Annotated in this window: 13 protein-coding genes, 1 tRNA gene and 1 pseudogene; 12 read left to right on the top strand and 3 right to left on the bottom strand. The window is 41.7% G+C overall.

Annotated features, from left to right (window positions below):
* Window positions 1-210: 210 nt before the first annotated feature.
* On the bottom strand, window positions 211-1,773 hold the full coding sequence (gene gntK / locus FC98_RS10680) for a gluconokinase (protein WP_040471556.1): 1,563 nt from the start codon (window positions 1,771-1,773) through the stop codon (window positions 211-213).
* Between the two features lie 309 nt (window positions 1,774-2,082).
* Between gntK and FC98_RS10675 the strand changes: the two genes are divergently transcribed.
* Together FC98_RS10675 and FC98_RS10670 are read left to right on the top strand one after the other, a co-directional pair.
* Window positions 2,083-2,928 carry a MurR/RpiR family transcriptional regulator gene (locus tag FC98_RS10675; RefSeq protein ID WP_054655579.1) on the top strand — a complete coding sequence of 282 codons (846 nt, stop codon included), beginning with the start codon at window positions 2,083-2,085 and terminating at the stop codon, window positions 2,926-2,928.
* A 33-nt stretch (window positions 2,929-2,961) separates the two neighbouring features.
* Window positions 2,962-3,720, top strand: a complete 759-nt coding sequence (locus tag FC98_RS10670) for a GH25 family lysozyme (protein WP_008856985.1) — start codon at window positions 2,962-2,964, stop codon at window positions 3,718-3,720.
* 132 nt (window positions 3,721-3,852) lie between these two features.
* On the opposite strand, the gene FC98_RS10665 is transcribed toward FC98_RS10670, so the two are convergent.
* Window positions 3,853-4,206: a DUF4828 domain-containing protein gene (locus tag FC98_RS10665; protein WP_054655577.1), complete on the bottom strand. Its 354-nt coding sequence runs from the start codon at window positions 4,204-4,206 to the stop codon at window positions 3,853-3,855.
* A 123-nt stretch (window positions 4,207-4,329) separates the two neighbouring features.
* Here FC98_RS10665 and FC98_RS10660 point away from each other — a divergent pair.
* From FC98_RS10660 to FC98_RS15185, 9 genes and pseudogenes are all read left to right on the top strand, one after another.
* A pseudogene (locus FC98_RS10660) lies at window positions 4,330-5,052 on the top strand (Gfo/Idh/MocA family protein); the annotation flags it as partial.
* 294 nt (window positions 5,053-5,346) lie between these two features.
* Complete coding sequence (locus FC98_RS10655; RefSeq protein ID WP_056949547.1) at window positions 5,347-6,639, top strand: DEAD/DEAH box helicase; 1,293 nt, start codon at window positions 5,347-5,349, stop codon at window positions 6,637-6,639.
* 49 nt (window positions 6,640-6,688) lie between these two features.
* Window positions 6,689-6,761: transfer RNA gene (locus FC98_RS10650), tRNA-Arg, on the top strand.
* Window positions 6,762-7,024: 263 nt separating this feature from the next.
* On the top strand, window positions 7,025-8,500 hold the full coding sequence (gene wsfD / locus FC98_RS10645) for a glycan biosynthesis hexose transferase WsfD (protein WP_008856981.1): 1,476 nt from the start codon (window positions 7,025-7,027) through the stop codon (window positions 8,498-8,500).
* Window positions 8,497-10,050 (top strand): hypothetical protein, encoded by a 1,554-nt coding sequence (locus FC98_RS10640; RefSeq protein ID WP_008856980.1) that lies wholly within the window; start codon window positions 8,497-8,499, stop codon window positions 10,048-10,050. The genes wsfD and FC98_RS10640 overlap by 4 nt, the downstream gene beginning before the upstream one ends.
* Window positions 10,051-10,233: 183 nt before the next feature.
* The gene (locus FC98_RS10635) at window positions 10,234-11,487 is read left to right on the top strand and encodes a glycosyltransferase family 2 protein (protein ID WP_082602899.1); all 1,254 of its coding nucleotides are present in this window, start codon (window positions 10,234-10,236) and stop codon (window positions 11,485-11,487) included.
* Window positions 11,488-11,509: 22 nt separating this feature from the next.
* Window positions 11,510-13,561: a cellulose biosynthesis cyclic di-GMP-binding regulatory protein BcsB gene (locus FC98_RS10630; protein ID WP_235803618.1), complete on the top strand. Its 2,052-nt coding sequence runs from the start codon at window positions 11,510-11,512 to the stop codon at window positions 13,559-13,561.
* Window positions 13,551-13,985, top strand: coding sequence for a hypothetical protein (locus FC98_RS15190; protein WP_235803617.1), 435 nt, complete (start codon window positions 13,551-13,553; stop codon window positions 13,983-13,985). Before FC98_RS10630 ends, FC98_RS15190 begins: the two co-directional genes overlap by 11 nt.
* A gap of 93 nt (window positions 13,986-14,078) precedes the next feature.
* Window positions 14,079-14,414 carry a hypothetical protein gene (locus tag FC98_RS15185; protein ID WP_235803616.1) on the top strand — a complete coding sequence of 112 codons (336 nt, stop codon included), beginning with the start codon at window positions 14,079-14,081 and terminating at the stop codon, window positions 14,412-14,414.
* On the opposite strand, the gene FC98_RS10620 is transcribed toward FC98_RS15185, so the two are convergent.
* Window positions 14,411-15,091 carry an EAL domain-containing protein gene (locus FC98_RS10620; protein ID WP_008856975.1) on the bottom strand — a complete coding sequence of 227 codons (681 nt, stop codon included), beginning with the start codon at window positions 15,089-15,091 and terminating at the stop codon, window positions 14,411-14,413. The genes FC98_RS15185 and FC98_RS10620 overlap by 4 nt on opposite strands.
* Window positions 15,092-15,270: 179 nt before the next feature.
* Here FC98_RS10620 and FC98_RS10615 point away from each other — a divergent pair, with 179 nt between their 5' ends.
* Window positions 15,271-16,659, top strand: coding sequence for an FAD-dependent oxidoreductase (locus tag FC98_RS10615; RefSeq protein ID WP_054655567.1), 1,389 nt, complete (start codon window positions 15,271-15,273; stop codon window positions 16,657-16,659).
* Window positions 16,660-16,661: the final 2 nt, after the last annotated feature.

Genomic DNA, 16,661 nt, shown 5'->3' with positions numbered 1-16,661 from the left:
TTTATCGGCGGGACTTATGTCCCAGCCACCTAATCTATGATGCCTAAGAGACTAGATCTTAATAAACTAGAAATCTACGCTCGGACTTGTTTTTTTTGCCGAGAAGTTTCTACCTGCAACCAAATTGCCAAGTAGGCTAAGCGCGTAAATGCGGCCATCGTAGCTTTTAGAAATCCCCCAATCTTTCTTTGCTGCTCATATTTCCACCAACTATCCCTCTTTGTTGGCGTCAGCGTCCTCATGCTCATGGCGACGTTGATAATCAGCGATGTTTTTATATTCAGGTTCTAGGGAACGACTTAAGCGGATGTAAATCGGGATGAGTTCCCGGTAAGCGTTGAAATTCTTTGGATCCGGATGATGGACGACAGTTGTACCAACAAAATTCGAAACGTCGCTTAAACTATCAATCAAACCTAAGCTGTACATCCCAAGGGTAGCAGCGCCAAGTGCCGTACTCTCAAAGCTCTCAGGAATGGCAACGTCTTGTTCAAAAATATCCGTCAGCATTTGTCGCCAAAGCGCGGATCGGGCAAAGCCACCACTTGCTTGGATACTCTTTGGGCGGCCAACAACTTCCTCTAAAGCTAGCATAACGGTGTATAAGTTATAGACAATGCCTTCTAGCACCGCCCGAATCATATGAGCGCGGGTGTGAGTCCGGTTTAAGCCAAAGAATGAGCCCCGGGCATTGGCGTCCCAAATTGGTGCTCGTTCACCACCCAAGAATGGGAAGAACAGGAGGCCATCGGCGCCGGCCGGGATCTTAGCAGCAATTTCAGTTAATAAATCATATGGGTCAATGTGCATTTGCTCAGCGGTTACCTTTTCGGGTGCGCATAATTGATCCCGAACCCAGCGAAAGACAACCCCGCCGTTGTTAACGGGGCCGCCGACAACCCACATATCCTTAGCCAGGTAGTAACAAAATACCCGTGCCTTTGGATCGGTTTTTGGCTTGTCGGTAACTACCCGGACAGCACCAGAGGTTCCAATGGTTACTGCGACTACACCAGGCTTGATAGCGTTGACACCGAGATTGGCTAATGGGCCATCTGAAGCCCCAATGATGAACGGGGTCTCTGCGTCAATGCCAAGCACCTTCGCATATTCTTCATGCATGCCCTTTAATTGATAGGTTGTATCAACCAGCTCGGGGAGCTGTTCACGGGTTACACCGGCAATCTTTAACGCTTGATCGTCCCAGTCGAGGTTGTAGATGTTAAACATTCCGGTGGCGTTAGCGATTGAATAATCTTCCTTCAAAACACCAAAAAGTCGATAAAGAATGTATTCCTTAATCCCAACGAACCAACGTGCTTGCTTAAAGAGATCAGGATGGTCATTGCGCAGCCAAATTAGCTTCGTAAGTGGCGTCATCGGGTGAATGGGGGTACCGGTATGTTGATAAATTTCCATTCCCTCGGGGCTGTGCTTAAGGTCATCCGCATACTTAACAGCACGATTATCGCCCCATGTGATGGCACGGGTGAGGGGCTTATGGTTGTCATCAAGTAGAATCAAACTATGCATAGCACATGAAAAAGCAACCCCTTTCAATTCACCCTTCTGTAAATTAGCCTTGCGGAGGATCTCGGTAATGCCATCAGACATTGCCGAAAAGATTTCTTCGGGATCTTCCTCAGCCATATCAGGGGTATCTTGATAAAGGGGATAACCGTCATTTGAATAGCCATGAACCTTGCCGTGGATATCGTAGAGCACGGTCTTAACACTGGTTGTTCCAATATCAACACCTAGTGTATAATCCATATAAATAACTTCCTTTCTTGGTGGCAGCCAAACAGTTAACGATGCCTTGAATTGATAAAAAATAATAGCGGGTGCATAATTGAATACATAAGTGATACGTTCTGAATTCAGCACCACCTCAGCTTAAAGTTAGCATGTTGACCACGATACTTCAAATAAAATGTCTCCTGGATTTTGAAGCATATGCAAACGCCACCAAGCTATTATATGGAAAACAATTTCACAACGCAACTTTTTTGATGTAAAATATTTACAATAGAAGCTTTGTCGATTGATAAGCTGCATTACTAGAAACGAAAGGTGATCATAATGAGCTCGCCAGTTCAATTACTAAAACAATCGTTCGAAGATTTAAGTCGGACGAATAAAAAAATTGCCCGTTACGTGATTGATAATCCACAAGCCGCTTCTGAAGCCAATATTGAAGATTTGGCGGCGGTAACTGAGACTTCGACAGCGTCGGTTTCTCGGCTGGTTAAAACGTTGGGCTATGCAAATTTCCGTGAATTTACGTTGTCACTGGCTTATACACAATTGCGGCCGCAAAACTTACCGATCTTTAAGGATATTGATGCTAACGACTCACTTTCGACCATTGCGGATAAAATATTTACAAGTACACAACGTGCAATCCGTGACACGCGTGAAGGCATTGATGAAAACGACTTTGCCCGGGCTGTGTTAAGAATCATCCATTGCCGCCGGTTGGGATTGTTTGGCCTCGGCGGTTCTTCCGTAATTGCCTTGGATGGCTATCATAAGTTTTTGCGGACGTCGATTGACTGTTTTTACTATCCTGACTTTGACGTTCAGCTGATGCAAGCAGTAAAATTGGGTGAGGATGATTGTGGCATCGTGGTGTCTCATTCAGGGAAAAACCGCCAGACCCTAAAAATTGCTGAAACGCTGAAGCAACGAAAGGTCCCAGTGATTGGGATTACCGGCTATCCCGATTCGCCGTTAGCAAGCCACAGTGATATTACGTTCGTGTCGTTGAGTGATGAATCGAATTACCGATCAGAAGGGATGTATTCTTTAATTGCCCAAATGACGATTATTGACACCTTATTCATGATGGCGACGGTTAGAATGGGGCCGGCCACTGAAGACACAATTCAAAATGTTCAAAATATTATTGAAAGCACGCGTAGTTAGTGATTAGCTACGGTTAACTGAGATGATTATTTTATGAAGCGTAGAGATATTCAACCAATATATGCTGAAACTTACCGGAGACGGAGAAACACTAAAAAGGTAGTATTCGGCGTTCTTTTGTTGTTGGTTGTCGTTGCCCTAGGCTTTTTTATTGTCCACTGGCATGAAAAACAGGAATTGGCCAAGTATCCAATTCGCGGGGTTAGCCTGAACCAAACCAATGGGTATATTGATTTTGAAAGCTTAAAGAGTGATGGAATTAGCTTTGTATACCTAAAAGCGACTCAGGGAGCCACTTTCACTGATGACAGTTTTCAGAGTAATTTTGCGCGTAGCCAAGGGTCACAACTGCCTGTGGGCGTCTATCATTACTTTAGTTTTAGTAGCTCACCAAAGGCCCAGTTTAAAAATTTTGTGAGGGCGGTTCAGGATAACACTGGCAGTTTACCCATCTGTTTGACGATTCAATATTATGGGACTTATGGCGAAAACAATCTTCGCTGGCAAACTGTCCGGCGAAATGTCGCTCATTTGAGTCAATTGATTCAAGGGTATTATAAACGGCCTATCGTGATTTCAGCTACCTATAGTATTATTAACCACCTGCACATCCAAGCGACGGCTAAGCGCCAAATTTGGCCAACCGACGCGCAACTGGGAAAGCCCAACGGTGACGCGACGTTTATTCAAGTGACCCAGAAGCAAGACTTTAAGATGGATAAGCAGGTTATTTTCTTACCGATGGCAGTCTATAACGGTGGAAAAGCAAGTTGGCATCGTTATTTGAACTAAAAAGCATGTTTTTGGAGATGTCAATTGACGATTTGGGGAATAGTTGAGTATCCATTCTTGGTGTGGGTATGTGTGAGCAAGTTAACAAAAAAATCCAACCAGAAGCTGAATTTTCTCAGTTTCTAGTTGGACCTAATTTGAAATAGTCATTAAATCATAAGTGTCATTTTCTGATTCATCATAAAATTTAACTGGCCGCGCCTCGTTCCCCCGAATTTCGAGCTTATAGCCAAACTTATCGATGTATGAGAGTTCATATCGGCTAATCGCGGAAACTTTAGCTGATAGGTCCTGCTCATCAATCGTTAGCTTTAAATCTGGATCAATGACAATTGTGTGTTCCCGTCCACGGCGATCTTTGAAGCGCCAAGTTCCCACGAAAAATCTAGGATCAACCTTTGGCAATACTTTCTTGGCAGATTTTGGCGTATGAAAAAGGCCAACTCCTAGTGAAATTAAAAATAGAAAAATACTTCGTTTCCGCATCTTAAACCATCCCCTAGCTTGTATTCATCTAAGATTATAACGAATTAATATAACAGACCTGCTGAAATTCGTTTTCATTGCATTAAAACCTTGTTACAATTTAATTAAGAAGAGGTGGATAAAATGATTAAATTAGGAATTATTGGCACCAATTGGATAACACAGCAGTTCGTTGACGCAATTAAATTAGCTAAGACGTATGAATTAACCAGTGTTTATTCTCGTCATGAACAGACCGCCAAAGACTTTGCGGCTAAAAATGGGGCAACGGAATCATTTACAGATTTGGGGACGTTCTTTGATAACGGCGCCTTTGACACGGTTTACATTGCCTCGCCCAACAGCCTCCATTTTGAACAGGCGAAGTTAGCAATTTTACATGGCAAAAACGTGATCGTGGAAAAGCCGGCGTTCGCTAATCAAAAGCAGATGGCACAAATTCAGGAATTACTCACGAATCATTCAGACGTTTTGTATTTCGAAGCAGCCCGTAATATCCACACGCCCAATTTTCACGCGATTGCAGCTAAATTAGCTGAGATGACAACGGTGCAGGGAGCTGAATTTACCTATTCAAAGTATTCTTCTCGCTATGATCAGGTTTTGGCAGGCAAAGAGCCGAACGTTTTCTCACCTAAGTTTGCTGGTGGCGCTTTACAGGACCTTGGTGTATATACGGTTTATGATGCGGTTGCGTTGTTTGGGATGCCCCAAGAAGTGGCCTATTTCCCACAACTCATTCGGACCGGGGTTGACGGTAAGGGAACGGCGATCTTGAGTTATCCTGAGTACACCGTTACCTTAAACTTCTCGAAGGTGTCCAATTCACACATGACGTCTGAGATTTATGGCCTCAAGGACTTGATCTCAATTGATGATGCTGGTGAACTCCGGCAGGCAACCTATATTGATGCCGATAACAACCGGCAAGTGATTGCGAACACTATCGATGAGAACCCAATGTTACCAGAGGCAGAGGATTTTGCCCGCGTAATTAACGATCCGCAAAATGAGCAAAATCACAAGGATTATGAGAACTGGCGCCAATTAAGTATGCACGTGAATAAATTGCTGTTTAATCTACGCCAAGATGCTCACTTGTACTTTGTGGGTGAAGAAGAATAATGGACGGAGAAAATCGTGATAACAGAATTTGAAGAACACGCACACCAATTAGGCTACCAACGCCCAACGGCTATTCAAAAAGCGGTTTATCAACCGTTAAAGGATGGTAAAAGCGTTCTAGGACTAGCTCCAACTGGATCTGGTAAAACGGTGGCCTTTGCCCTGCCATTGCTGGAAAATATTCACCCAGATGATGGTCTCTCGCTGTTGGTCATTGAACCCTCCGCTGAGCTTGCAATGCAGACACAGAAGGTCCTGTTGGAGTGGGGGAAGCTCATTGGGTTATCCGTTGAAGGGATTATCGGTGGGGCCAATATTAAGCGCCAAGTTGATAAATTAAAGACGCATCCAAACGTCATTGTGGGGACAACGGGGCGGATCATGAACCTCATTGATCTTGGGAAATTAAAGTTAGCGTCCCTAACCGCAATTGTGATTGATGAAGCGGACAATTTATTGAGCGAAGATACATTAGATTCGATTCGCTCATTGGTTGATTTAGCGCCAACAACCGTAACCCTAGGCTTTTTTTCGGCAACTCAAAGTGATCTCTTAACTCATTTGAACCGTTGGTTTCTTCAAGATATTGAGACGTATGACGTTTCAGCAATTGATGATACCAGGGGAGAAGTCCGCCATGGATTGCTGGAAGTTTCAAATCACAAAAAGGAACAAATGCTGCTGCGCTTCTTGCATATGAAAAATTTCAAAGCCTTGGTCTTCTTTGATAAAATGGATACTTTGAAAAAAGTGGGGGGCTTTTTGTCCCATCGTCACATTAAAGAAGCAGCCGAACTAACGAGTGAACAACGGCAAACGAGTCGGCAAAAGGCCTTGAAGGAGTTTCGCTTAGGAAACGTTCGACTGCTGTTAACGACCGATGTGGCTGCGCGTGGGATTGATATTCCCAAGCTGCCAGCGGTTATTAATTATGATTTACCTACTGATCAGAAGACGTATATTCACCGGGTTGGTCGAACCGGGCGGATGCACGAGCCTGGCTTGGTCATTAACATGGGTGATGATCATGACTTGCGGGACCTTAAAAAATTGATGCGCAACGATGACTATGACTTAAAGAACATCTATTTTGATGGGAATCAATTATCGGATACGCGCCCTAAAAGTCCCGTTAAAGACGTCGAAGTTGCTCAAGAGCCAACTAAGGATCAGAAAAAAATGGTTGTCACGGATAAGAAACAACGCCCTCAAAGTGAACCGGTAAAACCAACTAAATCACATGCTGGTAAGAAAAAGCACAAGCATTCTAAACGCAAAGGGATGCATCATAAGCGAACCGAAAAATAATGTCTTTACACAACGCGATTAAAATGAGAAAATTAACTCGTGTTGTTTTGGCCTCATAGCACAACTGGATAGGGCACCCGCCTCCTAAGCGGTTGATCCCGGTTCGAGTCCGGGTGAGGTCATATTTATATTTATAAGCAACAAGAACAGGGATGCCGTTATATGTTGATATAGCAGCGTCCCTATTTTTACGAACGGGTTCGATCAGCAAAGTGACATAGTTATATTATTTGATCAGGCTGAAAAAGCGATCCTGATGAATTTTTCGGATTGCTTATTTATTGGTTGTGTCTATAATTGTAAATGGTTGAATATTTATATATTGTCCTAATGATTTAATTAGATACTAATAAAGATAAAGTGGGTTGTTTTTTTGAGTTGGACTGTGAAAAGATTAACGAAGTACATTTCACCAGCGTTATTTGCCACAATACTTTGTGCAATTATCGCTGGTTATTTGTTGTTCGTTCCCCCTGTAAACGGGTTAGCAGATAACGGCGACTTTTTACAGACGCTTTCGCAAAACGGGCTTAATCGAATTGATACCCGAAACTTATCATATTTCAATTATGTCATTGAAAAGTTTCATATCATGCATTTTTATAATGAAACTGCCGTACCAATATATTCATCGCAATTCCTATTTATTCAGGCTGCAATTGAAATCAATAAATTGTTTTTGAGCTCTCAAATTTTTGATATTCGTTTTCTCGGCCTCATTTACTATCTATTCTTTTTAGGCGCAATTTATTTGTTGACTCGTTCATTAACGGCACCTAATCGAAACTTCCGTAATTACCTGGTTTCACTGATCGTTGTTTTTGTTTTTGGGGACACTTCCAATACATTAACATTTAATTCATTTTATCCTGAGGCCGGGACATTTATTTTAATGCTTTATTGTTTTGCACTTTTTTTGTTAATTGCTCGTAAACTTGTTAAGCATGATCGGCTAACGACGGGTGCTTTTTTCGCCGTTTCATTGTTGCTGATTGCGGCTGATTATCACAATGTTCCATTAACCTTTGCCCTGTTGCTCATGTCACTTGGCCTGTTATTTTCTTTTCAGAGGCACTTAGCTTGGGTGTATATTTTGGTGGCAATGGTTGGGCTGATTGGAATGGGCGGCTTGGTTCACCATACAGTTGCGGCTCGATATCAGTCGTTAAATAAGTATCAAGCCTTTACCCACGGAGTCCTGCAGACTCAGGAACCTTCTTCAAAAGTGATGGCTGGGCAAATCAGTTCACAATATGCATTGATGAAGGGAAACGATTATTATCCGAATACCTATTCAGCGATTTTACCAAATTCAAAATATGTGCATGAACATCTGATTCACAAGCTCAATGCTGCTTGGGTAGTGGGTTACTACGTCAAACATTTTGATCAGTTTTCTCATTTACTAGATGATGCTGCCAAAAACGTGATGCAGATTCGAATTCAATCAGTTGGTAACTATCCAGTGGGCGCTAGGAGGTCACCAGGTGCTCATACTCAGTATTTTTCTGGATATAGCTTGTTAATGAAAAGCTTTTATCCAAGAAAATATGCCTTTAACCTGCTGATTGCCGGTGCCTTCTTGGTGATTTATGTTATTGGGATGGTCAATAGTTTTAGGAAACGGGATTCACGAGATATGATGAAGTTCTTTTTGGTGTTGGGACTATTGACCATCGTCGTCGTGCTGCCAATCACGACCATTATTTCATATGGCACCTATAACCTTTCCAGAAATATGTTTCCGGTTGCAATCAGTCTGAACTTGCTTTTAGTCTTGCTAATTGCAGATGCTGTTAATTATCGTTTATGGGGGTCAGCAGTTCAGCGGGATCAGCAGGAGGTAAAGACGCAAAAATGAAAATTTTGAAATCATTATTGCTAATTTTCTTTACCTGGCTTGGGTTAATGTTCATTGAGGTCACGCCAACTGCAGCAGCGCAAAAACATGTTTTGTTGGTTTACGATTCGCAAAATTCCGCAACCCAGAGCTATAAAAAGATTGATTCATTGCAGCGGTTGTTAACCAGTCATCAGTTGAGCGTTAAAACGATTGCTGAATCGCAGTATCGTTCAGGAATGCTTCGTACTAACAAGTATGCTGGCGTCATTACCATGGTAAATTGGCCGCAAAATCCTATTAACAATCGGCAGTTCCAACGGGATCGGCAAACCTTTTCGGGGATTAAGCTGCACATCGGTGGGATTTTAACCAGACAAGAAGCCAGCCAGATTGGCGGAAGATTTACAACACTACATCACCAACAGTTAACCCTTATTGACAGCCGTAGAAATTCTCAGTTGCTGCCATTTACTAGTACGATGACCGTCTTTAAAAAAGATGATTCGAAGAGGACCGAATCATTTGGGACGTTAACGACCCAAGAGGCTAACCAGCGCAAATTTGTAGATGGGGTTGTTAGGCAGCATTTCGGATACTTACCATTTTATTCGACAGATACGCTTAACTTGCAAATTGTTTCTCAGTTGATTGCCGCATTATTTCAAACAAAAAGCGGGAAACACCAACCGTTATTGACGATTACAAATGTGACTCCTTATTCGAATTTGAAGTTGCTGAATCAGCTAAGCCGTGATTTATACGAACAAGGAATTGCGTTTGCAGTCAGTACAACGACTGTAGAAACCAACACAGAGTTATCAGCGTTCAAACAGTTTACGAAGGTTCTAAGAAACATCGAGACCAGAAACGGAATTATTTTTTTAAAAACGCCAATCGTGAGTGCTTATCAGTCTGATCAAAGCAAGCTTAATCAGTTGATGGTTGCGGAATTGACTAGCCTTGGTCAAAATCACGTTTTTCCTGTGGGCATTAGTACAGATGGTTTTTGGAATCAAGATGCGTTGTATCGAAATCAAGGATTAAAAGTAGCTGATCATGTTTTACTGCTACCAAATTCACAAAAGAAACATCAGCTAGCTTCAGAAGGAAATTCACAAGTCTTTAAGCAAAGCTACTATGCGTTGGCGGGAAATCACTTATTGACGGTCCAACACCAACGGAAAACGGCATTTCAGACGCCAACAGCGATAACCTTTAGTATGCCAACCACCCGAGTAGGCCTGCGGGATTTGGAAAGAAAGGTTAGCCGCTTATCTTATCGGTGGTTTAATCCACAGACGCAACTGACTAGTCAAATTGAATTTGGCTCCGCGAATTATCAATATCGACAAGGAAACTATTTCTTGAATGGCAGCCTAGTGGATGTGACGCAAGCAGGCAGTAAGCAACCGCGACCGATAGCGGATCAATCGATGACGGGAACGCTAAACCACTTTTTTAAATTTGAATCACACGTGCTTATCATTTTGTTTACCGCCATTTTCATTGTCTTACTGATTTTTATCGTAATTGGCCGCCGGATTTATGTGAGGATGTTCAAAAATTAGCCTATTCCCGAGCAGCGCCTAGGTAAGGATTTAACTGAGTATTTCAGATTTTGGAATATTTAATTAAAATACTTATATGGCAGGAATCTGCTGTTCGAGACACGTTGCAAACCTAAGGCATTTTCGGTTATTGATTTGCTTTAACGAATAAAGCTTTTTAGTGAATAAGAGAGGTGATGCATTATTTCGATTCTCGATGTTTTTTTATTAGTCGCGATCATTTCCATCTGGGGTATTCTGATTATTAACCTAGGGCTAACGATAGCTGGCTATACATATTATTTAAAATGGCAGCATACTAAAGAGCCTGAATTGCCGCCTAAACCACCCTTTGTTTCTATCATGGTTCGAGCCCATAATGAAGGGGTTGTCATCGTTAAAACCGTTCAGGCACTGCTTAATTTTAGCTATCCTAAGTCACAATATGAGGTCATTGTTATTAATGATAATTCAAGTGATAATTCCGCTGAATTATTGAAAGGGCTGCAAGACCTCTATGCAGATCGCCAGCTGGTCGTTATTAATACGGATAGCAAAACAGGCGGCAAAGGGAAATCAAACGCCTTAAACATCGGTTTGAAGGTGGCAAAGGGAAGTGTTATTTCCGTCTATGATGCTGATAACACGCCTGAAAAGAATGCCCTTTCAATTTTAGTGGCAGAACTTCTGCAAACTGACCAAGTTGGGGCAGTCATCGGCAAATTCCGAACTAGAAATAAAAACGCAACGATTTTGACGCGATTTATTAATATTGAAACGCTTGCTTTTCAGTGGATGGCGCAAGCCGGTCGGCGACAGTTGTTTAAATTATGTACGATCCCGGGGACTAATTACGTTATTCGCCGATCTCTCTTGGAAAAGGTCGGTGGTTGGGATGTAAAAGCCTTGGCAGAGGACACGGAAATCAGTTTTCGGATATATCGATTAGGGTATCGGATTGAATTTCAGCCTGCAGCAGTAACTTGGGAGCAAGAACCACAGACGCTTGATGTCTGGTTCCACCAACGGACTCGCTGGGTTAAGGGAAATATTTATGTGATATTGAAAAATATGCATTTACTGTTTTCAAAGGAAGCGCGAAAAATTCGGTTTGATTTATTATATTTTGCATCAATTTATTTTTTGCTGATGACGTCATTAATTTTTTCCGACACGGTGTTTGTCTTGTCGGTTGCCGGAGTTGCACACTCAGAACTACAAGGGTTCAGTAACGTTGTTTGGGCCTTTGCAGTCGTTTTGTTTGTCATTAGTACCTTTACAGCAATCACAACTGAAAAAGGTGAGATGACGGGTTCAAATTTATTGTTAATTATTGTGATGTATCTTGTATATAGTCAAATGTGGCTGGCTGTGGCAGCTTACGGAATGGTGGGGTATATTCGTGAACAGATCTTTCATAAACAGGCGAAATGGTATAAAACCGTTCGCTATAAATAACTTAGTGGCTTGGATTGGCTTGTTGTTTTTTGGCTTTTCAATGTTGTTTCTTTCTGGTACAACTGTCTGGGCCAAGACTCAAACTTACACACAGCCCTTTCAAAATCAGACGATAACTTTATCTGGGAATGCGGTTCAATCAAATATGTATTTTGTAAAAATGGGGTACTGGGATGTCAAAAAAGCCACTTTGAATTTAAATTTTCAAACTTCTCAACTCAGTGACAAACAGATCTCAGATATCACCGTCTCAGTGAATAATGTTAAGTTTGATTCTTTTCGTCCTAAACGGGTTTCGGGGATTCAGACTAAGAAAATCACGATTCCAACTCGTTCACTGGGGGGAGAGAATAATATTCAAGTTAATGGTCAGATTTTAAACAAGGCTGGCCATAAGAATTACCAGGTCGCACAGACACCGGCTAATTGGTTAACAATTTATAAAAATACGAATGTTAACTTTCAATATCGACTCGTACCGCCGACAAAATCGATTAAGTCCTTTTATGATCATTTTACCGGTGCCGATACGGTTGTTAATCAAGAATCAGTGATCACAACGCCAAGTCAGCCGACTAATAATGAATTGGCTGCTAGTATGTACGCGCTAAGCGGCCAATCCAGGGTGATTACAACTGAAACCCAGCAGATTCCAGTAACAACGTTCCAGGATCAAAAAGCCAGAAAAGCTGATTATCAGGTAGTAATTGCAACGTATAACCATCTGCCAAGCAATATTAAAAAAATGGTGGTAAAAAAAGATGTGGCTCACCAAGCAGTTATCAAAACACATGATGCTCATAATAAACATTTGCTGATTGTGACGGCTAAAAACGGCATTCTCTTAAAGAAAGCGGCCAAGTACATTGCCAATCAAGAGTTAATGCAGGAAACGGACGAGGCTACCAAAGCCGTTACTCAAGATACACCAACGGCTACATCGGTATTGCAATACGATGGTAGTGTTCAATTAACCAAGCAGGATAGTCAAATCACTGGGCCCAACCACCACGAGCAAGCCTATTTTATTAGCTTGCCGGTTGATCGGAACAATGCGGATGGGTCCGAAGTGCGACTGCATTTTCGTTACGCAAAGAATTTAAACTTTAAGCGGTCATTGGTAACGGTGATGGTGAATAACACGCCAATTGGCAGCAAGAAACTGACCGCCAGCCACGCTGATGGTGATGAGTTGACGGTTAAGTTTCCCAAGGGACTGGCTTTAGGTAACGAGTTTACGATTCGGGTTGCTTTTGACTTGGAAATGGCTGACCAATCCAAGGCAAACAATAATCAAACGCCGTGGGCTAGTGTTGGTTCAACTTCTAAAGCAATCATTAAAACCCAGCAGAAAAATAGTCTGTTATTTGATAACTACCCAGGCGTATTCATTAAAAATCGAACCTTTGACAACTTGTTGATTGTTCAGCCCAAGCAGATGCGGGCGGCTGATTTTCAAACGTTATCGAATATTTTCAATCTAATTGGCAACTATGCGCAAAATAATACTGGAAAGATAACGTTTACTAAGCATCAACCTAGTCGTGATCAACTTAAGAGAAGCAGTGTTATCGCCTTTGGTGCGCCAAATCAAAATCAATTCATTAAGTCGTTGAATAAACAGCTGTATTTTCAATTTGATGATCATTTTTCTGTTTTAGTCTCAAATGAAAAATTGAGCATTGAAAAGCAATATGGCGCGACCGTTGGGACGGCTCAATTGTTACGGTCGCCGTTTAACAAGCGACGAGCATTATTAGTGGTCACTGGCGCTAATCCGGCCGCTACTTATTTAGGATCAACGCAAATTAATTTTGAAAAAAATATTGAGATGTATCGAAATAAAGATGCCGTGCTGGTAGACCCTGATAATAATCATTTTAGTTATCGGTTTAAAAAGCAGGCAGCAATTGATTCGAGTGTTCAGGTCAAACGAACGATCAGTAAGAATTCACATCTACTGATTTATTTGGCGGTAGCGTTGTTCTTCATCCTCATTATTGGCGCTTCAATAATTGCAATGTTAAAGAAAAATGGTGTCTCGAAACAAAAGGGGGAGCAAAATGAACGATAGTCAAAAAGCGTCATTACAGGCAGACATTTATTTGCTTTTGTTCTTAGGCTTACTGACACTGACGGCAATTTTGATGACCGCCTCGGGACATTTGCTACTAAACACGATTTACATCGGTCTCACAGTTGTGTCCATTCTAATTACTTATTTTTGGGGGATTATTCCGGGATTGGTTGAAAACCTACTATTCATTTTCGCTCAGATTGTTGTCATGGTTTATCTCAATCTGGCTCAAGGACCGCAAATCCCACTAACATTGACTTTTTGGCTGATTGTCCCGTTAGGCTTATCGTTCTTTGTCTATCAGATGACTGCTGAGCAGCGGCAATTACAATGGCAGAATCAAAGATTAAGATCCAACTTGATCGAACAAGGGGCGTTTGATGAGCAAACCAAGCTTAGAACGATGGTGGCAATGGTTTAAGATGCCCATGTTTTTATTGAAACCAATCGGCGGTTTAAATTGCCAGTTACGGTTGGCATTATTCGAATCCGTTACTATGATCAACTAAAATAGATGATGAGTGAACAGCAAATTTCAACATTATTAACATTGACTTCAGATGTCATGACAGCAAGTACCCGGCAAAATGATGTCACTTATTATTTGAATAAAGATATTCCAACTTGGGGAGTCCTCCTGTATGCAGATGAGGCAGGAGCACAAATTGCGCTTGATAGAATTCGAGACGCTTTCAGCCGCCAGGTGAAAGCATCAACTGAATTGGGGTCACTACATATTTCGTTAATTAGCGGTGCTGCCCAATGGAATGATAGCAAAATGAATGGTCCATATGATTTGATTGATTCAGGTATCAAGGAAACTGAGTATGACGTTGGCCAGTCGAACTAGCGAGGATCATTCTTGAACCGGAATAATCGGGGCTTGCCATAGTAGTATCCTTGGCGTAATGGTAACTCAAGCTCGTTAAGTAATTGATCTTCTTCACTATTTTCAGTTCCTTCGATGATGAGTCTAGTCTGGGTGTCTTTGGAAATCTTTTTCCACGCCGTTAATTTTCGGGGGATTTCTTTTTCCCGATGTTCTTGGCGGAAATTTTGCATGGCAAATTTAACTTCATCAGCGGTCTTTAAGAGATCTGAAATGTGTGAATAAGTATTTTCGCCAGTATCAACATCATCAAGACTCATTTGAATGCCATACTGTTGCAAGTGGTTGCCCTGAGCTTCAAGTGTTGGATTATCAATCTGGTCTTCACCAAGTTCTTCAGTGACCTCAACAACTAGGATTACTGGAAACATTTGTCTTTGAGCATCAATTAATGCTTGAGTCATCTTTTTATCAAGAAATTGAGTCCGGTTCACATTGAACGAGAGCGTGTGAACCTTGAGGGATAGTTCTTCGGCGGTACGCTTTAGAAGGTTAATTTGGATCTCAATAGGGATGGATGCAAAGTTCTTAGGTAATCGCCAGGTCCCATCACCTGCTTGTTTGCGAATGAGCATTTCATAACCAATAATCGAATTGGTGTAAACATTGACTTGTGGCTGGATGAAATATCGATACATTGAGTGAACGCTCCTTTGGTGGTCTGTAATTATGATTGAGGGATAGGTAGAACCATGAAATGTTCTGGGTAGGCTAAAATAAAAGTCATAACTTCATAAATTAAGTCCTAAATACCATAGTATAAAGGAATTATGACGCATTTGTAAAATAATTGAAAGTATTTTTGGAGGGGTTAATAATGAAAGTTGTTATTATTGGGTGTACACATGCAGGAACAATGGCAGCAATCAGAATCTTACAGGATCATCCGGAGACGGAGTTGGTCATCTATGAGCGTCATCAGAACGTTTCATTCTTGTCCTGTGGGATCTCATTGTATTTGAGTGGCGAAGTTAAGCGTTTGGAAGATATGTTTTATTCTTCACCTCAGGATTTGAAGAATCTAGGGGCTGTGGTTAAGACCCAACATGAAGTTCTGCGAATCAATGCCAAAGATCATCGGATCCAGGTAGCGGATATGACAACTGGAAAACTTTTTGAAGATACCTATGATAAGCTTATTATGTCAACCGGTTCTTCGGTTGCATTACCGCCAATTTATGGCATTGACGAGTCAAAGGTATTGTTATGTAAGGATTATCAACAGGCTCAAGCGATATATGATTCCGCTAAATCTAACAAGCGTATTGCCATAGTTGGCGCAGGGTATGCCGGTACTGAGCTTGCGGAGAGCTATGCCAGAACTGATCACGAAGTAACCCTATTTCAACGAGGCAAACAAGTTTTGAATAATTATGTTGGTAAAGAATTATCCGATCAACTCGTAAAGTTACTAGCCGATCATGGGATTGGCATTCATCTCAATCATCGAGTAACGGCGTTTCGAATGAATAAAAAGGATGAATTAGAGATTGAGACAAACCAGGGAAACTTTACCGCTGACTTAGCAATTGTTGCAACGGGTTTTGTGCCGAATACACAGTTGCTAGCTGGCCAGGTCCAATTGGAAAAGCACGGTGCGTTTATTGTCAATGATTATTTACAAACCAGTGATCCAGATATTTATGCAGCTGGTGATTGCGCGATGGTTCGTTTTAACCCAACTGGTAAGCCTGCGTATACGCCGTTAGCAACAAATGCGATTCGTCAAGGAACGTTAATTGCCCTAAACATATTTAATCAACAATATCCATACATGGGAACCCAAGCAACCTCAGCAATGAAATTATTTGGCTATTGTGTTGCAACAACCGGATTAACGCTTGAAAACGCGCAGCGGCATCATATAGCGGCAGAACAGGTCATCTATCAAGGAACCTGGCGTCCAACGTATATGCCTTCGACAGACCCGTTGACAATTGCGTTGGTCTATAATCCCGAAAATCGACAAGTTTTAGGGGCGCAGCTTTGCAGTAAACACGATGTTTCCCAATCTGCTAATGCCGTTTCAGTTCTCATCCAAAACAATAACACGATTGATGATATGGCATTTATTGACATGTTATTTCAACCGAATTTTGACTTGCCATTTAATTATCTTAACTTGGTAGCGCAAAAAGCCGTTGATAAAGAATGGCAGAAAGGAAATGTGACTCCTAGGCATGCAACCCTGGGAAATCATCTGTGAAT

The organism is Lentilactobacillus kisonensis DSM 19906 = JCM 15041, from assembly GCF_001434135.1.
In the GTDB taxonomy this organism is placed as follows: Bacteria; Bacillota; Bacilli; order Lactobacillales; family Lactobacillaceae; genus Lentilactobacillus; species Lentilactobacillus kisonensis.
This window is presented reverse-complemented; position numbering and strand designations above follow the sequence as displayed.